Genomic DNA, 18,192 nt, shown 5'->3' with positions numbered 1-18,192 from the left:
GCGCGTCAGCCTGACCATGGGAGCGATGCCGAGCACAGGGCTCAGCCCAGCGGGTACATCCAGCCTTCCGGAGCGGGCCGGGTGCCCTCCTGAATCCCGGTCAGCGCGCCGCGCAGCTTCATCGTCAGCTCACCGGGCTGCCCGCCCGCGACGGAGAACTCGCCGCCCGCGTGCTTCACGTGCCCGACCGGCGTGATGACCGCCGCGGTCCCGCAGGCGAACACCTCGGTCAGCTCGCCCGAAGCCGCCGCCTTCTCCCACTCGTCGGTGGAGATGCGCCGCTCCTCGACCTGGTGTCCGAACGACTTCGCCAGCTCCAGCAGCGACTTGCGGGTCACGCCCGGCAGCAGCGAACCGGTCAGTTCCGGGGTCACGACGCGGGCCTCGTCACCGGAGCCGAAGACGAAGAACAGGTTCATCCCGCCCATCTCCTCGACCCAGCGCCGCTCGACGGCGTCGAGCCACACGACCTGGTCGCAGCCCTTCTCGACGGCCTGCGCCTGCGCCACGAACGACGCCGCGTAGTTGCCGGCGCACTTCGCCTCGCCGGTGCCACCGGGGACCGCGCGCACATACTCGGTCGAGAGCCACACACTCACCGGCTTCACGCCGCCGGAGAAGTACGAGCCGGCGGGCGAGCCGATCAGCGCGTAGAGGTACTCGTTCGCGGGCCGGTTGACGCCGAGCCCGGCTTCGGTGGAGATCATGAAGGGCCGCAGGTACAGCGACTCGCCGGGCTTCGTCGGGATCCAGCGCGAGTCGACCGCGATGAGCTCGCGGATCGAGTCGAGGAACACCTCCACCGGCAGCTGCGGCATGGCCAGCCGCTCGGCCGAGTTCCGGAACCGGATCGCGTTCGCGTCGGGTCGGAACGCGGCGAACGTCCCGTCCGGCTGGCGGTACGCTTTGAGGCCTTCGAAGATCGCCTGACCGTAGTGCAGCACGGAGGTCGCCGGGTCGAGCGTCAAGGGCGCGTACGGCCCGACGGTCGCGTCGTGCCAGCCCTGCTCGGCGCTCCATTTCACGGTCACCATGTGGTCGGTGAAGTGCAGCCCGAAACCGGGTGCGGCCAATACGTCCGCGACGCGTTCCGGGCTCGCGGGGCTCGGGTGCGGGAGGTGGGTGAACTGCGTCGAGGTCGTCATGCCTAAGACGATAACGCTTGGTCGGACCCACGTTAGTCGGACGTCCGCATATCTTCACCTCCCGCGATCTGTCTGTCGGGACGACCACGCGGTGGCGCGCGCCCCTAAGATGGGCGGCGTGACGTTAAACCCGATGCAGCCCGCCCACCCGGCCAAGTCGGCCACCCCCGGCGCGGGGCCCGACATCAAGACGTTCGCGACGGCGGTGCTGCTGACCTTCGGCACCGGCGTACTGATGATGGACGGCTGGGCCCTGCTGGACAGCGGGTTCGGCGCGTTCCTCGGTCTGGTCGCCGGCGGTTTCGGCATCTACTGGTGGCGAAGCATCCAAGGCAAGGTGTTCCCGCGTGAGCTGTCCACTAAGTCGGTGGTCATCCTCGCGGTGATCAACATCGCGCTGACGCTGCTGCTGCTCCTCCTCGTGAGCTAGAGCAGCCCTCCCGGCAACCCCGGGGCAGGCCAGCCCGGATCCGGCCGGAAGTCGGTCCACGTCCCGTCGAAGGGGAACCGCCCGGCGTCCGCGAGTGCCCCGATCCGTTCACCCTCGGCGCGCAGCCGCTCGAGCTGCCCTGCCGTGATGCGGCCGGCGAGGACGGCCTCTTCGGCCTCGTCCTCGTCCTTCCACTGCCAGCGTCCGCCGGGCTCGACGGCGACGTCGAGGATGCCGTCGATCCGGTCCGGTCCGGACGCCGTGCGCCCCAGCGGCACCTCGAGGTTGACGTACCAGTTCATGAAGTGGCCGTCGGCGTCGAAGAACCACCAGACCGACGACCATTCGTCGTCGGCGATCCGGCGCAGCGTCGAGGTGTCGCGCCAGAGGTCGGGCACGCGCACCCGCGGCACCCGGAACCGCTCCGCGAGCGGCGCCTCACGGAAGAGCCGCCCGTCGGCGAGCCTGCTGCCGACGATCGGGGTGTCCGCGGGAAGCCAGCCGAGCAGCACGGTGCCGTCGTCGGCGATGACGCGCAGCGGGTGATGCTGGCCGATCGAGCCGTCCGGTCGCAGGAACCGTTCGACGACCGTGTCACCCGGGGTCCAGAAGGGATCACGCACGCCTTGCACGGTACCGACGGGCGCGGACCCGCAGTACCAGTTCGGCGAGCGTTCCCACTCCCGCGAGCCCGAGGGCCACGACCGGCCCAGCGAACCCGGCGGCGACGGCCACGATCAGTCCACAAGCGAGTGTCGCCTTCGGACGTTCCGGGGAAAGCCGCTCCCTGCCTTCGGTGAAGGCGTCCACCGCGACCGGCACGGTCGCCACGGCGACCACCACGGACAGCACCGGCACCAGCGAGACGGCGTCCGCCGCGGCGAGGAGTTCGCGGAACGACGTCGCCGAAAGACCCAGCCGGATCGGCCCCAGCTGGTAGAGGGCGACGGCGATGATCGCCACCGCCACGGCGCCCGCCGCGGCGGCGCGGCCCGCGCCGGGACGACGGGGCAGCAGGAACGGCAGCAGTACCAGCACGGCGAGGCCGAGACCGGGAACGGGCGGCGGGTCCGGCGCGATGAACTGCGCCAAGGGCGGGATGCCGACGCAGATCGCGATCAGGGACGCGGCCGCGGCCAGCAGCAGGCCGGTGACCCAGCGGGCGGCGTAGTCACCGAGGCGGACCCCGGCCAGGTCGGCGACGGCGACCACGACGGCGAACACCGCGGCGGCGACTCCCGGCGCGGACGGGAAGAGATACTGCCCGAACGTCGTCGCGAAGACCAAGACCAGACCCGACTTCGAAACGGAGCCCGCGATCCGCTCGAGTCGGGTGTCCCCCACCGGCGGCAGCAGTGCCTCCGCCGCGACGGCGAGCACGGCCGCGACCACGGCGGCGAGAAGTACCCAATAGTCCGCTCCGGAGGTGCCCACTGCGAGCGCGATGAGCAGGCCGCCAGCCAGCCGCACGCCGTCTCCCTTCCTCCTGCACCGAGTGACCCCGTCGGCCCCACTGTTACCCCAGGTCCCACTGTCATTAGCATGGCTCACGATCCAACCGGGCGGCCGCCCGGTACCACCGCGAACGCGCGAGGAGCCAGAAGTGACCGTGCCGAAGCTTGCCCTGACCGAGAACGCCGAAGCGGCGCTTGCCAAGACGCGCGCCGACGTCGTCGTCATCGGCACCCTGCAGGGCGAGGACGGTTTGGCGCTCGCCGCCGGCTCCTCCGTTGCCGACGCCGCCTTCGACGGCAAGCTCGCCGACGTCCTCGGCACTCTCGGCGCGTCCGGCAAGGCCGACGAGGTGGTCAAGGTCCCGACGCTGGGCAAGCTGTCCGCCGGTGTCGTGCTGGCCGTCGGCCTCGGCAAGGCCGGCGCGGACGGCGTCACCGCCGAGCAGGTCCGCCGGGGCGCCGGTGCCGCCGCGCGGGCGCTGAGCGGGACCGAGCGCGCGTTCGTCACGCTGTCGGCGATCGACCTGCAGGCCGCCGTCGAGGGCACCGCGCTCGGCGCGTACTCCTTCACCGAGTACCGCTCCGAGAAGGGCGACGGCCCGGTCGCCAAGGTGGACTTCGTGAGCCCCGAAGAAGGCACCGCCAAGGACCACAAGGCGACACTGAAGGCCGCCACCCTGATCGCGGAGTCGGTGATCATCGCCCGCGACCTGATCAACACCCCGCCGAACGACCTGTTCCCGGCCTCCTTCGCCGACCGCGCGAAGACCCTGGCCGAGGCCAACAACCTCGAGTTCGAGGTCCTCGACGAGAAAGCGCTCAAGCGCAAGGGCTTCGGCGGCATCCTCGGCGTCGGCGGCGGTTCCTCGCGCCAGCCGCGCCTGCTGCGTCTCGCCTACAAGCCGGCGAAGGCGTCGAGGAAGGTCGCGCTGGTCGGCAAGGGCATCACCTTCGACTCGGGCGGCATCTCGATCAAACCCGCCGCGAACATGGACCACATGACCTCGGACATGTCGGGCGCGGCCGCCGTGCTCGCCTCCGTGGTGCTGGCCGCGAAGCTGAAGTACCCGCTCGAGGTCGTCGCGCACATCCCGCTGGCGGAGAACCTGCCCTCGTCCACCGCTTACCGGCCGGGTGACGTGCTCAGCATGTACGGCGGCAAGACCGTCGAGGTGCTCAACACCGACGCCGAAGGCCGCCTCGTGCTGGCCGACGCGATCGTGCGCGCGGGCGAGGAGAACCCCGACTACCTGATCGAGACCTCGACGCTGACCGGCGCGCAGGTCGTCGCGCTGGGCAACCGCACCGCGGGTGTCATGGGCTCGGACGAGTTCCGTGACCGGGTCGCTTCGATCGCGCAGGCGACCGGTGAGGGCGGCTGGGCCATGCCGCTGCCGGAGGAACTGCGCGCCGACCTCGACTCGCGCCTGGCCGACCTGGCCAACGTCACCGGTCACCGCTGGGGCGGCATGCTCGCCGCGGGCGTCTTCCTGCGCGAGTTCGTCGCCGACGGACTGCCCTGGGCGCATATCGACATCGCGGGCCCGTCGTTCAACACCGCCGGGGTATGGGGTTACACCGGCAAGGGTGGCACCGGTGTCCCGGTCCGCACCATCGCCGCGGTCCTCGCGGACATCGCCGCCAACGGCTGACGGTCACTTTCGGCCAGCACATCCCTTACCGTCCACAAAGGACAATATCGAGTCCGAACTACCCGATGGGCTACCGGTTGCCCTTGTTCACAAGTCCGTGAAGGCCTCCTTGAGAGACTTGGTGACATCGGGGTGCGGAGCTGTGTGGAAATAGGGACGTTGAGTGTCCCCATTCCCACCCAGCCCTGCCGCCCGGCTACCTACGGCGGGGAGGGCCGTGTGGATTTTGGGACATCCAACGTCCCAGAATCCACACGGTCTCGACTCCGAACGCCTCCTTCCCTACTTTGAGAGTCAGGGTCCCGGCAAAGTCGAGTTCTGCGGGTCAGGCGGTTAGTCGTCGCTGCGTAGGCGTCCGATGTGGACGATGGCAGCTCGGCGTACTGGTTCAGGAGCGCGTTCGCGGTGGTGAGCGCGCGGTTCATCCGGGCGGTCACCTCGGCGACGGCGGCGAAACATCGCCCCGCCACAGCGAAAGCTCACCCCAGCCGCTGAACACCGCGGTCCGCCGTTCCCGGCTCAGCGACACGGCGTCGTCGGTCGCAGCGGCCGGGCCGTCGTCAGCAGCGAGCACAGGGAACCGATGAGCGGGGCAGCTCGAAGAAGCTGATCTTGCGGGGAACCCTTACCGTAAAGGACGTCCGTGCGCGGCCGCGCCTTCTCGATGACGACGCCGAGGATCCGGTCGTCGAGGTCGGTCCCTTCCGCCTGCTCCGCCGGAGGCACCGCCCACAGAGTACCTGGGGTACCGACGGATTTCCGGAGATCTCCGCGATCCCGGCGTCACAGAGCAGATCGACCTTCGGATCCGTCGTACGCGGGACCTTGCCCACCGGATGAGAGAAGGTGTTGCGGCAGGAGAGGAGAACTTCTTTCTCGCCGTCCAAGGTTCCGCGATACAACCCAGACTGCCCGCGCCGTCGACGCTGATTCCCCGTTTGGCCAAGACCTGCATTCCGCCGGCGAGTGTCCACTATCTGGTGCTGTCACCCATACGAAGTCTCCCCTCGCACCGCGTGGCCCGAAGAACTGCCCCATGAGGCAGCGCGCCGGGCGGAACCCGGTGTGGCAAGGTCGGTTCCGTGGACAAGGACGCGTATTTGGAAGGCGCGATCAGTGATGTGCTCAGTGGTGACGACGCGACGCTCGACGACCGGATCGGGCGAGCGGCGTTGGTGTTCGCCGCCTCCGGCGCGTTCGCGGAAGCCGACCGGCTGATCACGCATTGGCACGCGCTCACCGAACGTCCCGTCACCGCGCTCGTCACCGGTGCCGTGCCCGCCCGCGCGTGGGCGATGCTCTTCGAAGCACGCGGCGCGCGACCGGACTGGGCGGCGGCGATGACTCCGCTAGACCTCGACGCCGAGGAACGTGCGCACGACGAGTACCTCGCCCGGCGGGTGTCCGATCTCGACGGTCTGCTCGGCGGCTCCCCGATCGGCGAGGCCGTTTCCCATCTCGGGCCGACGCGCCCGGATCGATTGCGCGAGGCCGTCACACAAGGTGACCTCGACGCCTGGGCGGAGATCGCCTCGCGGCAGGTCCGCCCGGACGTCGCCGTCCTCGCCGCGACCCGACGGCTCGCGCCGCGCCTGGTCGCGGGTGCCGACCCGCTCGGACTCGGCGAGTGGACAGGGCTGTGCGCCGGAGCACTGGTCGCGGCGCTGTACAAGCGCTACCCGCCGGACACCGGTTCGTGGCGCGAGATGATCACGGGCATCCTCCGGCTTCGCGGCGCCGGCGCCGCGCCCCCGGCGGCGTCGGCCCGGAACATCGACGCGACCGAAGCACGGCTCGGGATCCAGCTACCTCCTGACTACAGAGAGTTCCTGCAGACCTGCGACGGCCTACCCGCCGACGTCGTCTTCCCGCGCTTGCTCGGGACGGCGGAACTGCGCGCGGAAGGCGGCGTCGTCGTGATCGCCGAGCCCGCCGTGGCACTGCTCACCGCCGCCGGCGAGCAGTGGCGGACGGTCGAGATCGACCCCGCGCTGGGCACGACGGTGCATCCGACGTTCCGGGCGCTGCTGGAGCGGCATCTACTCCTGCTGGCGCAATCCGCCTGAGGCCGGGGCGGCTCCGCGTTCCGGCGCGCCATCGTTGTGACTGGTGGGGGCTAGTGGGGCGACTGGCCGAGTGTCCGCGGTACCGGTCAGACTTCCCCGCGCTTCTTCCGCTCGGTGTACTCCCGCATCCGCTTCGGGTAGCCGACCCGCGCCACCTCGTAGACGGGGATCGACCGTTTGCGACCGAACTGCTGCGCCGCGTCGAAGCTCTCGACCCTACGCCGGGTCCACTCACCATCGTGTGCGATGAGGACGACTGTGGTCTCCGTGACGTTGGTCTTGGGCTCCACATAGGCCTCGACACCCGTCCGTGAAGCAGCCCACTCTTCAAGGTGCTTGAAGTCGTTTGAAGAGGCTTTCCGCAGCGTACCGGGTTTTTGCCCGCCTTTAGAGCGCCGGCGCAGCGAGTCGAACAGACCCACTCCGACCACCTCACTTCCCACTCGCGTCCAGCGTCCATTATCCCGACCGGGGCGTGTGCTCGCCGTCGCATACCCGGCTAGGTCGCAAGCCCGCCGCGCGTAGTGACAAGATGGCAAGTGTCCGCGCGCGCGTATACCGCCGCGAAGCGGCGCCAGAGCACCACCCCTACCGCTTGCCGAGGAGCTATTGAAGTGACCGACACCTCCGCCGACCTTGTGATCCTGGGTGGCGGATCGGGCGGCTACGCCGCCGCGTTCCGCGCGGCCGAGCTGGGCCTTTCCGTCACCCTGATCGAAAAGGACAAGCTTGGCGGGACGTGCCTCCACCGAGGCTGCATCCCGACCAAGGCCCTCCTGCACGCGGCGGAGGTCGCCGACGAGACCCGCGACGCCGAGACCTTCGGCGTCAAGGCCGTGCTGGAAGGCATCGACATCGCCGGGGTCAACAAGTACAAGGACGGGATCGTCTCCCGCCTGTACAAGGGCCTGCAGGGCCTGGCCAAGGCGCACAAGGTGAACCTCGTCGAGGGCACCGGGACGTTCGTCGGCGGCACGACCGTCGAGGTCGACGGCACCCGCTACACGGGCAAGAACGTCATCCTCGCCACCGGCTCGTACTCGAAGACGCTGCCCGGCCTGGAGCTGGGCGGCCGCGTCATCGCGAGCGAGCAGGCCCTTTCGCTGGACTACATCCCCAAGAAGGTCGTCGTCCTCGGCGGGGGTGTCATCGGTGTCGAATTCGCGTCCGTCTGGGCGTCCTTCGGCGTCGACGTCACCATCGTGGAGGCGCTGCCCCGCCTGGTCCCGAACGAGGACGAGTACGCGTCCAAGCAGCTCGAGCGCGCTTTCCGCCGCCGCAAGATCGCCTTCAAGACCGGTGTCCGGTTCACCGGCGCCAAGCAGGACGACAACGGCGTCAGCGTGTCGCTGGAGTCCGGCGAGACACTCGAGGCCGACCTGCTGCTGGTCGCCGTCGGCCGCGGCCCGAACTCGGCCGGGCACGGGTACGAGGAGGCCGGGGTCAAGATGGAGCGCGGCTTCGTCCTCACCGACGACCGCCTGCGCACCAACCTGCCGAACGTCTACGCCGTCGGCGACATCGTCCCTGGACTGCAGCTCGCGCACCGCGGGTTCCAGCAGGGCATCTTCGTCGCCGAGGAGATCGCCGGCCAGGAGCCGCGCGTGATCGACGAGAGCGGCATCCCGCGCGTCACCTACTCGCACCCCGAGGTCGCTTCGGTCGGTCTCACCGAATCGCAGGCGAAGGAGAAGTACGGCTCCGACGTCACCACCTTCACCTACGACCTCGGAGGCAACGGCAAGAGCCAGATCCTCAAGACCTCCGGTGGGGTCAAGCTGATCAAGGCCCCGGAAGGGCCGGTCGTGGGCGTGCACATGGTGGGCGACCGCGTCGGCGAGCTGATCGGCGAAGCGCAGCTGATCTACAGCTGGGAGGCGTTCCCCGAGGACGTTGCCCCGCTCATCCACGCGCACCCTACCCAGACCGAGGCCCTCGGTGAAGCGTTCCTCGCCCTGGCGGGCAAGCCGCTGCACGTCCACAGCTGACGTCTCACCGTCGAAGAACCAGACCAAGCAAGACATATCAAGGGAGTCAGCGAACGATGGCCTACTCCGTCACGTTGCCGGAGCTCGGTGAGAGCGTCACCGAGGGCACCGTCACCCGGTGGTTGAAGCAAGAGGGCGACACCGTCGAGGTCGACGAGCCGTTGCTCGAGATCTCCACGGACAAGGTCGACACCGAGGTCCCGTCCCCGGTCGCAGGCAAGGTCGTGAAGATCAGCGCGCAGGAAGACGAGACCGTCGAGGTCGGCGGCGAGCTCGCCGTCATCGACGACGGGACCGGCGGGGTGCCGGAGTCCTCCGGTTCCGCCGAGCCTGCCGCCGAAGAGGCGCAGCCGGAACCCGAGCCGGAGCCGGAGGCCGCGCAGGAGCAGGCCTCCGCACCGTCCCAGCCGGACACCGCGCCGGCTTCGGGCGGCGAAGGCACCGAGGTGAAGCTGCCCGAGCTGGGCGAGAGCGTCACCGAGGGCACCGTCACCCGGTGGCTCAAGCAGGTCGGCGAGAGCGTCGAGGTCGACGAGCCGCTGCTCGAGATCTCCACGGACAAGGTCGACACCGAGGTCCCGTCCCCGGTCGCAGGCACCGTCCTGGAGATCCGTGCCGGTGAGGACGAGACCGTCGAGGTCGGCGGCGTGCTCGCGGTGATCGGCGCGGCCGGTTCCGCCCCTGCCCCGAAGGCCGAGGCCCCCAAGCAGGAGGCCAAGCCGAAGCCGGAACCGGAGCCGGAACCGAAGCCCGAGCCGAAGCCGGAGCCCAAGCCGGAACCGAAGCCCGAGCCCAAGGCCGAGGCCGCTCCCGCGCCGAAGCCCGCCGAGCAGCCGAAGCCGGCCGCGGCGAGCAGCGACAACGGTTCGGACAGCGGGCCGTACGTGACGCCGCTGGTCCGCAAGCTCGCTTCGGAGAACGGCATCGACCTGTCGTCGCTGACCGGCAGCGGTGTCGGTGGCCGTATCCGCAAGCAGGACGTGCTCGCGGCCGCCGAGGCCAAGCAGAAGCAGGAAGCCCCGGCTCCCGCCGCACAGCCCGCCGCCGCTGCCCCGGCCGCCACGGCGCCGTCGGCTCCGCGGAAGGCCGCGGTCTCGTCGGAGCTCGCGGCTCTGCGCGGCACCGTGCAGAAGGCCAGCCGGATCCGGCAGATCACCGCCGTGAAGACCCGCGAGTCGCTGCAGATTTCCGCGCAGCTCACGCAGGTCCACGAGGTGGACGTCACGAAGATCGCCAAGCTCCGCACGCGGGCGAAGGCGGCCTTCAAGGAGCGCGAGGGCGTCAACCTGACGTTCCTGCCGTTCTTCGCGAAGGCCACCGTCGAGGCGCTCAAGCAGCACCCGAACGTCAACGCGTCCTACAACGAGGACACGAAGGAGATCACCTACCACGGTGCGGTGCACCTGGGGATCGCGGTGGACACCGAAAAGGGTCTGCTGTCGGTGGTCATCCACGACGCGGGTGAGCTCAGCCTCGCCGGTCTCGCGCACCGCATCGCCGACCTGGCGGGCCGCGCGCGTTCGGGCCAGATCAAGCCGGACGAGCTGTCGGGCGGCACCTTCACGATCACGAACATCGGCTCCAACGGCGCCCTGTTCGACACGCCGATCATCGTGCAGCCCCAGTCCGGCATGCTCGGTACCGGCGCGGTCGTGAAGCGCCCGGTCGTGATCGCGGACGCCGACGGCAACGACACGATCGCCGTCCGGTCGATGGCGTTCCTGCCGCTGACCTACGACCACCGCCTGGTGGACGGGGCCGACGCGGGCCGCTTCGTCACGACGATCAAGCAGCGTCTGGAAGAGGGCAACTTCGAGGACGAACTCGGTCTCTGATCCTCCAGTAGCCCGTGAAGGCCCTCGTCCCGCTTCGGCGGGGCGGGGGCCTTCTCCTTCCCCCGCGTTTAGTCCTCTAGTTGCGGTACTTGCGCACGACAACTACCGCAACTAGAGGACTAGTTGCGGGGTTTGACAGCCACCCAGAACTCTAGTATTCCGGAATTACGGAAAACGAGAGGGAGGGTATCCACCATGCTGACCAGACGCCATCTGCTGGCGGGGGCCGCGGCCGGATCGGCGGCGTTGCTGCTGCCGGGGACCGCGAGCGCGACCACGACCACGCCGGACACGTCGACCCAACAGGGCTGGCTCGACTGGATCACCGCGCACCGGCACGACGTCTCCGTCCTGATCGACGACGGCGCGGGCCGCCGCGCCGCGCGCAACGCGGACGTACGCCGGGTCATGGCTTCGTCGATCAAGGTCCTGCATCTCAGCGCGTACGCCACCGCGGTCGCCGAGGGCAGGCTCGACCCGAAGGAACAGATCCGAGTGGGCGACTGGGACGCCCACCACCCCTTCGTCGGCGACGGCCGCGCGCACTTCCAGGCGCTCAACTGGCTGGGAATCCCCTGCGACGACTACGGCATCGCCAAGGACGCCGAGCAGCGCGTCCCGCTGTCCAGGATTCCCGAAGCGATGATCTTCTTCAGCGACAACGCCGCGACCGACTATCTCCGCACCCGGCTCGGCGATCCCGCCCTCCAGTTCGCGGCCGCGCGGGGTGGCTGGATCAGGCCCGACACCCGATCACTTGGCGGCGAGATCCTGATGCTGATCATGCCGGAGTACGCGCCTCCGCCAGGGAGCCCGGCCGCGGTCCGGCGGGCGATGGGCGACGCGGTGGCGCACCGATTCGTGGCCGATCCCGCGTTCCGCGAACAAGCGTTCAACCGGGTCCCGGACAAACCGTGGCCCCCCGAAGTGCAGTGGGCGTGGACCAAGGGCCACGGCCAGGGTTCGGCGTCGGACCTGTTCGCACTCCACCGCAGTCTGGCGTCAGGCCGCTATCGGCCGGGAGGCGCGCTCGCCCGCGAGATTCTCGCTCTGCCACTCTCGGACCGTGTACCGGCTGGAGCGAGCGAAGTGCTCTTCAAGGGCGGGAACCTTCCACGTTCGCTGACGCTCGGTCTCTCCGTACGGTGGCCTGGCGGACGTTCGGGCACGGCGGCCGTCCTGCTCACCGGCGTGAGCGACCAGGACGTGGCGAACGCGTCACCGCTCGTCGACGCCCTGATCGCGGCGCTGGCCGACCCGGCGAAGTTCACCGCCCTGCAGCGTGCGCTCGGCTAGCCGACGGTATAGATAACCGGTATGAACGCTGAGCTCGCCGACCGGATAGCCGCCCTCGAGGAACGGGTCGCCGCGCTCGAAGAACAGAGCCAGGCCTCACCGCCGGCCGGTCCTGGGGGTCTGGTCGGGTATCGCGGCGAGCTCACCGATCCCATCGAACTGCGCTGGGGGATCAACGTCGCGCCGGGACCGATGCTGGCGCTGGCCGACGGGCCGCGGGTCGAGGTGCTCGCGGCCCTGTCCAGCACCGCACGGGTGGCACTCGTGCGGACGCTGGCCGCCAAGGGCGCCCAGTCCGCGCCCGCCTTGCAGGAGGCCGCCGAACTCGGCTCCCCCGGCCAGCTCTACCACCACCTCAAGGCGCTGACCGGCGCCGGGATCGTCGAGCAGGACAAGCGGGGCAGCTATCGCCTCCGTCCCGCCGCGACGATCCCGGTGCTGGTGCTGCTCACCGCCGCGTCGGACGTCGCCGGCCAACTGCCGACCTGAGCGTGCGACCGGATCGCGGATAGGACACGATCGGATCATGCGAGTTCTGATCGCGGGTGCGAGCGGACTGATCGGCACCTCCCTGGCCAAGCGGCTCCGCGCGTCAGGGCACGAGGTGATCCGCCTTGTGCGCCGGGAGGAACGGGCCGCCGACGAACGCCGCTGGGATCCCCCGGCGGGCGAAATCGCCGATGGCGCGCTCGACGGCGTCGACGCGGTGGTGAACCTGGCGGGTGCGCCGCTACTGCCTGGACGCTGGAGCGCGGCCCGCAAGCAGGTACTGCTCGACAGCCGGGTCGAACCGACCGAGGTCCTCGCCGATGCGGTCGCCGAACACGGGATCCCGGTGCTGGTGAACGCTTCCGCGGTCGGTTACTACGGCGATCCCGGACCGTCCCTTGTGGACGAATCGAGTCCGGTCGGCCGCGGTTTCCTCGCCGAACTCTGCACGGCGTGGGAAGGCGCCACCGACACCGCGGCCACCGCCGGCGCCCGTGTCGTGCGGATCCGCACCGGGCTGGTGCTCGCCCGTAAGGGTGGACTTCTCGACGTGCTGCGTCCGCTGTTCCGCCTGGGGCTCGGCGGGAAGCTCGGCGACGGCAAGCAGTACATGCCGTGGATCTCGCTCGACGACGAGGTCGGCGCGATCCTCTTCGCGCTGGAGAACGAGTCCTTGTCCGGCCCGGTGAACCTCAGTGGGCCGCAACCCGCCACGAACGCCGCGTTCACGAGGGCACTCGGCCGCGCCGTCCACCGCCCGGCGATCTGGCAGGTCCCCGGGTTCGCCATGAAGATCGTTCTCGGCCAAGCCGCCGAAGAGATGGCGCTGTTCGGGCAGCGCGCGATGCCCAAAGCGCTGGAGGAGGCGGGGTACGCCTTCCGCCACCCGACCCTCGAGGACGCGCTGGCCGCCGCGACATGACCTTGCGGCGCGGCCTCCACCTCCTCGCCGGAGCCCTTCTGCTGATCGGCTTCGTCACCCTCGGGCTGTTCGTCGACGACCGGCCGCCGCCGGTGGACGTCGCCCTCGCCGACGCGCTCCGCGGGGAGTACACCCGGCCCGCCGGACAGGTGGCCGACCTGATCACGAACGTCCTCGGCCCGGTCCTGCCGTTCGCGCTGGGCGCGTTGCTGGTGGTGATCGCCTGGCGCCGCCGTCAGCTGACCGTGTTGTGCGTCAAGCTGGCCGTCGTCCTGATGCTGTGCCGTCTGACCAGCCTGATCGCCAAACCGCTGTTCTACCGGGAACGACCCCGCGAATTCCCCGATCTGAGTTACCCGAGCGGGCATGTCGTCGCCGTCGCCTGCACCGGATTCGTCGCCGTCCTGCTGTGCGCGTGGACCCGCCCGCGCCTGGTGCGCCTTGCCATCATGATCGCCGTCGCGGCGACGGTGATCGGCGCGCTCTGCCGCGTCGTGCTGGGTGTGCATTGGCTGACCGACACAGCGGGATCCGTACTCGCCGTGGGCGGTGTCGGCCTGATCTCGTCGACCGCGCTGGGTCTGCTGCCCCGGCCACGGGACCCGGCGTAGTGTCGCGGATGTGAGCTCTTCGACCACGTCATGCCGCGCCGCCACCGAGCCCGTCGACGTCCGCGAGATCGGGACGATCGACTACACCGAAGCCTGGGAAATCCAGCGTCGGCACGTGACAGCCCGTGCCGACGGCGAAGGCCCCGACACCATGCTGCTGCTGGAGCACCCGTCGGTGTACACCGCGGGCAAGCGCACCGAAGCCGAGGACCGGCCGACCGACGGCACCCCGGTGCTCGACGTCGACCGCGGCGGCAAGATCACCTGGCACGGGCCCGGCCAGCTGGTCGGCTACCCGATCATCAAACTCGCCGACCCGATCGACGTCGTGCACTACGTCCGGCGTCTCGAAGAGGCCCTGATCACCGTCTGCGATCAGCTCGGCGTGCACACCGGCCGGGTCGAAGGCCGCAGCGGGGTCTGGATCCCGGCCGACGACCGCGGGGTCGAGCGGAAGATCGCCGCGATCGGGATCCGCGTGCAGCGCGGCGTGACCATGCACGGTTTCGAGCTGAACTGCGATCCCGACCTCGGCGCCTTCGACAAGATCGTCCCGTGTGGCATCCGGGACGCGGGCGTGACGTCGCTCTCGTACGAACTCGACCGTGAGGTCACCGTGGCGTCGGTGCTGCCGATGGCGCGCGAAGCCGTCCTCGCGGCGTTGGAGGGCGACCTCCCGGTGAGCGACGAGCGCTGGCTGCCGCGCCCCGAGGCACCCGCCGCCCCTGGTGTCACTTTCGCCTTGCAGAGCTGAAGGGGACTTTCTCCGCATAGGACGCGGTGAAGGGCGCTTTCCCCGCATGAGACGCGGGGAAAGTCCCCTTCAGCCCCCACCTCAGTCCAGCTGAGGAGCGACCTCGGAAGCGACCAGCTCGACCTGGTCCAGATCCGAGAGGTCCAGCAACTGCAGGTAGAGCCGGGTGATGCCGGTCTTCTCCCGCCAGTTCCCGATCTCCTCGACGACCTCCGACGGTGTCCCCGCGAGCCCGTTCTCACGCAGCTCGGAGACCTCACGCCCGATCACCGAAGCGCGCTTTGCGACCTCGGCGTCGTCACGGCCCACGGCGACGACGAGCGCGGCCGAACGGATGATCTCCTTGGGGTCGCGGCCGATCTCGCGTGCGGCGTCGTCGACGCGGCCGAACTGCTCGACGGCGAACTCCGGCCCCACGAACGGCAGGTTGAACTCGTCGGCGTAGCGCGCGGCGAGCGCCGGGGTCCGCTTCTTGCCGCCCCCGCCGATGATCACCGGCGGCCGTGGCCGCTGGGCCGGCTTCGGCAGGCCAGGTGAGTCGACGAGCTTGTAATGCTCGCCATCGAAGGAGAACGTCTCGCCTTCCGGCGTCTCCCACAGCCCGGTGACCACCGCGAGCTGCTCGGCGTAGCGGTCGAAACGCTCCTTGATCGGCGGGAGGTCGAGGCCGTACGCGGTGTGCTCGTCGTCGTACCAGCCGGATCCGAGGCCGAGTTCGACGCGGCCGCCGGACATCTGGTCCACCTGCGCGACCGAGATCGCGAGCACCGACGGATGCCGGAAGGTGGCGGCGGTGACGAGGGTGCCCAGCCGCACACGGCTGGTCTCACGGGCGAGACCCGCGAGGGTGATCCATGCGTCGGTCGGCCCCGGCAGGCCGGAAGCCGAACCCATCTTCAGGTAGTGATCGCTGCGGAAGAAGGCGTCGTAACCCGCGTCCTCGGTGGCCTTGGCCACCCGGAGCAGGTCTTCGTAGCTGGCCCCTTGCTGGGGCTCGGTAAAGATCCTGAGGTCCACGAACGCCAGCCTAACGACGGGTCCGTCAGCTCGCCTTCCCGTGCTCAGCGGGCGGAACGCGGCGGAATCCGACGAGCAGCCGCACCAGGACCTCCTCGACCTGGGCGCTCACCTTCTTCGGCTCCGGTGAAGAAGCGATCTCGATCGCGGCGCTCGACAACGCGCCGAACAGCAGCCGAGCGGTGACGTCCACCGGGACGTCGTCGACCTCGCCGACCTCGATGAGCGACTGGATCCCGGTGCGGACCAGGCCGAAACTGCACCGTTCCTCGGCCTCGCGCCAGCGCTCCCAGCCCATCACGACCGGCGCCTCGTGGATCGCGATGCGCTGGTACGCCGGGTCGAGGCAGCTCTGCAGGAATCCACGCAGCCCGGCGAGCGCCCGCTCCCATGGCGAATCCGGGCCGTTCATGATCTTTTCGAGCCGGTCGAACACCTGGCTCTCGACCGTGTCGAAGGCGGCCTCGAACAGCGCCTGCTTCCCACTGAAATGGTGGTAGAGCGCGCCCTTCGTCACCCTGGCCCGCTTGGCGATCTCGTCGAGAGAAGTGCCCGCGTACCCGCGTTTGGTGAACAGCTCCACGGCACTCTCGACGAGTGCCGACCGGGTGGACTCGGAATAGTCCAGCCGCCTTGACCTCATTGTCGCCACCTTCACAACTTTACGCCGCCGACCCCACTCCATACTCATGGTATGTTGGCTGCTGTCAGGTCCGTACCGGGAGTATGCCGCAAACCTGCGGTATGAACCGGGCCGCGGAGGGGAGCCCACATCATGAGCTGGAACGACTTCTACCAGCGGCGCGACATCCTCGAAGCCGCTCTGCGCCAGGCGGGTCACCACCCGGCCGGCCCCCTGTCACTCGACGAAATCCCGGGGGCCACCAAATACTTCGCGACCGAAGAAGAGCTTCTGGTCGCGCTTCGGTACAAGTGGAACCAGGTGTTCGCCGGCCACCTTCGCGCCGAGATGACCGATCCGGACTACGCCGATCAGGATTTCGCGCTCGACAGGGTCGAGGCCGTCACCCGCGCCTGGAACAGCGCCACAGCCGAACACGAGACCCTCCGCGCCGTCCTCGACGCGGCCCTCGAACGGTGCCCCGCGCTGATCCCGTCCCACGAAGCCGAACTACGCACTCTCGCGCTGACGGCGGGACTGGCCGACGGCAAGGAACCGACGGCGGAGATCACCAAGGTCGGCAGCGCCTTCGCCGCCTTGCTCCGGCACGGACGGCACGCGAAGCCCGCTCGCCGCCGCAACCCGATGGGCCACCTGCTCCGATTGCTCGCGCCGAGCGCGTGATCCCGCGTGGCGGGGCAGGCGACGATGTAGTTAGGTGACCGACATGGCTGCTCGCACGCGCTGGACCGAGGCCGACATCCCGGATCAAACCGGCCGGGCCGCGTTCGTCACCGGGGCCAACTCGGGGCTGGGACTGCGAACGGCCGAAGTGCTCGCGAGCAAGGGGGCCCGCGTGCTGCTCGGCTGCCGGTCGCCGGAACGCGGGGCCAAGGCGCTGGAGCAGGTGCGCGCGGCCGCGACCGGGGACGCACCCGAACTCGTCCGCCTGGACCTGGCCGACCTCGACTCGGTACGTGAAGCCACGAAGAAGGTCCAGGAGCTGTCGGGCGGCAAGCTCGATCTTTTGATCAACAACGCGGGTGTGATGGCGACACCGCGCGGCCACACCAAGGACGGCTTCGAGACCCAGTTCGGCACGAACCACCTCGGGCACGCCGTGCTGACCTGGCTGCTGATGCCGTCGCTGCGCGAGGGCGCGGGTGCCCGCGTGGTGACCGTGTCGAGCGTCGCGGCGACGGGCGCGCGTATCGACGTCGCGGACCCGAACTTCGAGCGGCGCATGTACAACCCGGGCGCGGCCTACGGTCAGTCGAAGCTGTCCAACCAGGTGTTCGCGCTCGAACTCGACCGCAGGCTCCGCGCCACGGGCGACGGCGTCGTCAGTGTGGCGGCCCACCCCGGCTACACCTGGACCGGACTCGGTTCGGGGATGGCCCGCTCCTACCGCAACCCGGTGGTGCGCGCGCTCGTCGGCGCGGGCAACCGGGTCGGCGAGGTGCTGATCGCGCAGAACGCCCGCAAGGGCACGCTCCCTCAACTGTTCGCCGCGACCGCTCCCGAGGTGGTGGGCGGCGACTACATCGGCCCCCACGGCCTCGGCGGATTACGCGGCGACCCGGTCAAGGTGCGGCCCCTGCCCGCCGCGAGGAGCGAATCGCTCGGCGCCGCGTTGTGGGACGTGACCACCAAGTTGACGGGCGTCACCCCCGACCCCGCGTGAGCGGCGACCACTACTACGGCGGGCGTAGGGTGACGGTGTGAGTGCTGCCCCAGATGGCCGCAAGCTGTTGCGGCTCGAGGTCCGGAATTCCCAGACTCCCATCGAGAAGAAGCCTTCGTGGATCAAGACGCGTGCGCGGATGGGGCCGGAGTTCACCGAGCTTAAGGGCCTGGTCAGGCGTGAGGGTCTTCACACTGTGTGTGAGGAGGCTGGTTGTCCCAATATTT

General features: G+C 69.7%; 19 protein-coding genes and 1 pseudogene. 13 read left to right on the top strand and 7 right to left on the bottom strand.

The window, feature by feature from the left end; genetic code table 11:
- Positions 1–41: 41 nt before the first annotated feature.
- Entirely contained in the window at positions 42–1,145 is a 1,104-nt protein-coding gene (locus ACM6LR_RS16155) for a branched-chain amino acid aminotransferase (protein ID WP_414937996.1), read from the bottom strand.
- A 118-nt stretch (positions 1,146–1,263) separates the two neighbouring features.
- Between ACM6LR_RS16155 and ACM6LR_RS16150 the strand changes: the two genes are divergently transcribed.
- On the top strand, positions 1,264–1,575 hold the full coding sequence (locus ACM6LR_RS16150; protein ID WP_414937995.1) for a hypothetical protein: 312 nt from the start codon (positions 1,264–1,266) through the stop codon (positions 1,573–1,575).
- Here the strand turns inward: ACM6LR_RS16150 and ACM6LR_RS16145 are convergent.
- Together ACM6LR_RS16145 and ACM6LR_RS16140 are read right to left on the bottom strand one after the other, a co-directional pair.
- Entirely contained in the window at positions 1,572–2,198 is a 627-nt protein-coding gene (locus tag ACM6LR_RS16145) for a DUF402 domain-containing protein (protein WP_414937994.1), read from the bottom strand. The genes ACM6LR_RS16150 and ACM6LR_RS16145 overlap by 4 nt on opposite strands.
- On the bottom strand, positions 2,191–3,045 hold the full coding sequence (locus ACM6LR_RS16140; protein ID WP_414937993.1) for a hypothetical protein: 855 nt from the start codon (positions 3,043–3,045) through the stop codon (positions 2,191–2,193). The genes ACM6LR_RS16145 and ACM6LR_RS16140 overlap by 8 nt, the downstream gene beginning before the upstream one ends.
- A gap of 133 nt (positions 3,046–3,178) precedes the next feature.
- On the opposite strand from ACM6LR_RS16140, the gene ACM6LR_RS16135 reads away from it, so the two are divergent.
- Entirely contained in the window at positions 3,179–4,681 is a 1,503-nt protein-coding gene (locus tag ACM6LR_RS16135; protein ID WP_414937992.1) for a leucyl aminopeptidase, read from the top strand.
- Positions 4,682–5,200: 519 nt separating this feature from the next.
- Here the strand turns inward: ACM6LR_RS16135 and ACM6LR_RS16130 are convergent.
- Positions 5,201–5,407, bottom strand: a complete 207-nt coding sequence (locus ACM6LR_RS16130; protein WP_414937991.1) for a hypothetical protein — start codon at positions 5,405–5,407, stop codon at positions 5,201–5,203.
- Positions 5,408–5,763: 356 nt separating this feature from the next.
- Between ACM6LR_RS16130 and ACM6LR_RS16125 the strand changes: the two genes are divergently transcribed.
- A complete protein-coding gene (locus ACM6LR_RS16125) occupies positions 5,764–6,747 on the top strand; it encodes an SMI1/KNR4 family protein (RefSeq protein WP_414937990.1) in 984 nt (327 codons plus the stop codon).
- An 86-nt stretch (positions 6,748–6,833) separates the two neighbouring features.
- On the opposite strand, the gene ACM6LR_RS16120 is transcribed toward ACM6LR_RS16125, so the two are convergent.
- The gene (locus ACM6LR_RS16120) at positions 6,834–7,178 is read right to left on the bottom strand and encodes an oxidoreductase (RefSeq protein WP_414938556.1); all 345 of its coding nucleotides are present in this window, start codon (positions 7,176–7,178) and stop codon (positions 6,834–6,836) included.
- 183 nt (positions 7,179–7,361) lie between these two features.
- Between ACM6LR_RS16120 and lpdA the strand changes: the two genes are divergently transcribed.
- The 7 genes from lpdA (at position 7,362) to lipB (ending at position 14,642) form a co-directional block, all read left to right on the top strand.
- Positions 7,362–8,735 (top strand): dihydrolipoyl dehydrogenase, encoded by a 1,374-nt coding sequence (gene lpdA / locus ACM6LR_RS16115; protein ID WP_414937989.1) that lies wholly within the window; start codon positions 7,362–7,364, stop codon positions 8,733–8,735.
- Positions 8,736–8,791: 56 nt separating this feature from the next.
- Entirely contained in the window at positions 8,792–10,570 is a 1,779-nt protein-coding gene (gene sucB / locus ACM6LR_RS16110) for a 2-oxoglutarate dehydrogenase, E2 component, dihydrolipoamide succinyltransferase (protein WP_414944043.1), read from the top strand.
- 195 nt (positions 10,571–10,765) lie between these two features.
- Positions 10,766–11,866 (top strand): serine hydrolase, encoded by a 1,101-nt coding sequence (locus ACM6LR_RS16105; RefSeq protein ID WP_414937987.1) that lies wholly within the window; start codon positions 10,766–10,768, stop codon positions 11,864–11,866.
- 21 nt (positions 11,867–11,887) lie between these two features.
- The gene (locus ACM6LR_RS16100) at positions 11,888–12,355 is read left to right on the top strand and encodes an ArsR/SmtB family transcription factor (RefSeq protein ID WP_414937986.1); all 468 of its coding nucleotides are present in this window, start codon (positions 11,888–11,890) and stop codon (positions 12,353–12,355) included.
- Positions 12,356–12,392: 37 nt separating this feature from the next.
- Entirely contained in the window at positions 12,393–13,277 is an 885-nt protein-coding gene (locus ACM6LR_RS16095) for a TIGR01777 family oxidoreductase (RefSeq protein ID WP_414937985.1), read from the top strand.
- A complete protein-coding gene (locus tag ACM6LR_RS16090; protein WP_414937984.1) occupies positions 13,274–13,888 on the top strand; it encodes a phosphatase PAP2 family protein in 615 nt (204 codons plus the stop codon). Before ACM6LR_RS16095 ends, ACM6LR_RS16090 begins: the two co-directional genes overlap by 4 nt.
- Before the next feature lie 10 nt (positions 13,889–13,898).
- Positions 13,899–14,642 carry a lipoyl(octanoyl) transferase LipB gene (gene lipB / locus ACM6LR_RS16085; protein WP_414937983.1) on the top strand — a complete coding sequence of 248 codons (744 nt, stop codon included), beginning with the start codon at positions 13,899–13,901 and terminating at the stop codon, positions 14,640–14,642.
- Between the two features lie 81 nt (positions 14,643–14,723).
- Here the strand turns inward: lipB and ACM6LR_RS16080 are convergent, their stop codons facing one another.
- Entirely contained in the window at positions 14,724–15,659 is a 936-nt protein-coding gene (locus tag ACM6LR_RS16080) for an LLM class F420-dependent oxidoreductase (protein WP_414937982.1), read from the bottom strand.
- Between the two features lie 25 nt (positions 15,660–15,684).
- On the bottom strand, positions 15,685–16,302 hold the full coding sequence (locus ACM6LR_RS16075; RefSeq protein ID WP_093938700.1) for a TetR/AcrR family transcriptional regulator: 618 nt from the start codon (positions 16,300–16,302) through the stop codon (positions 15,685–15,687).
- A 132-nt stretch (positions 16,303–16,434) separates the two neighbouring features.
- Between ACM6LR_RS16075 and ACM6LR_RS16070 the strand changes: the two genes are divergently transcribed.
- The 3 genes and pseudogenes from ACM6LR_RS16070 to ACM6LR_RS16060 all read left to right on the top strand — a co-directional run.
- Positions 16,435–16,965, top strand: a complete 531-nt coding sequence (locus ACM6LR_RS16070; RefSeq protein WP_414937981.1) for a hypothetical protein — start codon at positions 16,435–16,437, stop codon at positions 16,963–16,965.
- Between the two features lie 43 nt (positions 16,966–17,008).
- Positions 17,009–17,965, top strand: a complete 957-nt coding sequence (locus ACM6LR_RS16065) for an oxidoreductase (RefSeq protein WP_414937980.1) — start codon at positions 17,009–17,011, stop codon at positions 17,963–17,965.
- 37 nt (positions 17,966–18,002) lie between these two features.
- Positions 18,003–18,192, top strand: a pseudogene (locus ACM6LR_RS16060) (lipoyl synthase); the annotation flags it as partial.

Source organism: Amycolatopsis sp. cmx-11-32 (genome assembly GCF_047608695.1).
Taxonomy (GTDB): domain Bacteria; phylum Actinomycetota; class Actinomycetes; order Mycobacteriales; family Pseudonocardiaceae; genus Amycolatopsis.
Note: the sequence above shows the minus strand (reverse complement) of the source record. Positions and strands in the feature narration are given on the sequence as shown.

Coding starts and splice junctions, on each gene's coding strand:
- ACM6LR_RS16090 (WP_414937984.1), top strand. CDS start 13,274: ATGACCTTGCGGCGCGGCCTCCACCTCCTCGCCGGAGCCCTTCTGCTG.
- ACM6LR_RS16105 (WP_414937987.1), top strand. CDS start 10,766: ATGCTGACCAGACGCCATCTGCTGGCGGGGGCCGCGGCCGGATCGGCG.
- ACM6LR_RS16065 (WP_414937980.1), top strand. CDS start 17,009: ATGGCTGCTCGCACGCGCTGGACCGAGGCCGACATCCCGGATCAAACC.
- ACM6LR_RS16070 (WP_414937981.1), top strand. CDS start 16,435: ATGAGCTGGAACGACTTCTACCAGCGGCGCGACATCCTCGAAGCCGCT.
- ACM6LR_RS16095 (WP_414937985.1), top strand. CDS start 12,393: ATGCGAGTTCTGATCGCGGGTGCGAGCGGACTGATCGGCACCTCCCTG.
- ACM6LR_RS16155 (WP_414937996.1), bottom strand. CDS start 1,145: ATGACGACCTCGACGCAGTTCACCCACCTCCCGCACCCGAGCCCCGCG.
- sucB (WP_414944043.1), top strand. CDS start 8,792: ATGGCCTACTCCGTCACGTTGCCGGAGCTCGGTGAGAGCGTCACCGAG.
- ACM6LR_RS16100 (WP_414937986.1), top strand. CDS start 11,888: ATGAACGCTGAGCTCGCCGACCGGATAGCCGCCCTCGAGGAACGGGTC.
- ACM6LR_RS16075 (WP_093938700.1), bottom strand. CDS start 16,302: ATGAGGTCAAGGCGGCTGGACTATTCCGAGTCCACCCGGTCGGCACTC.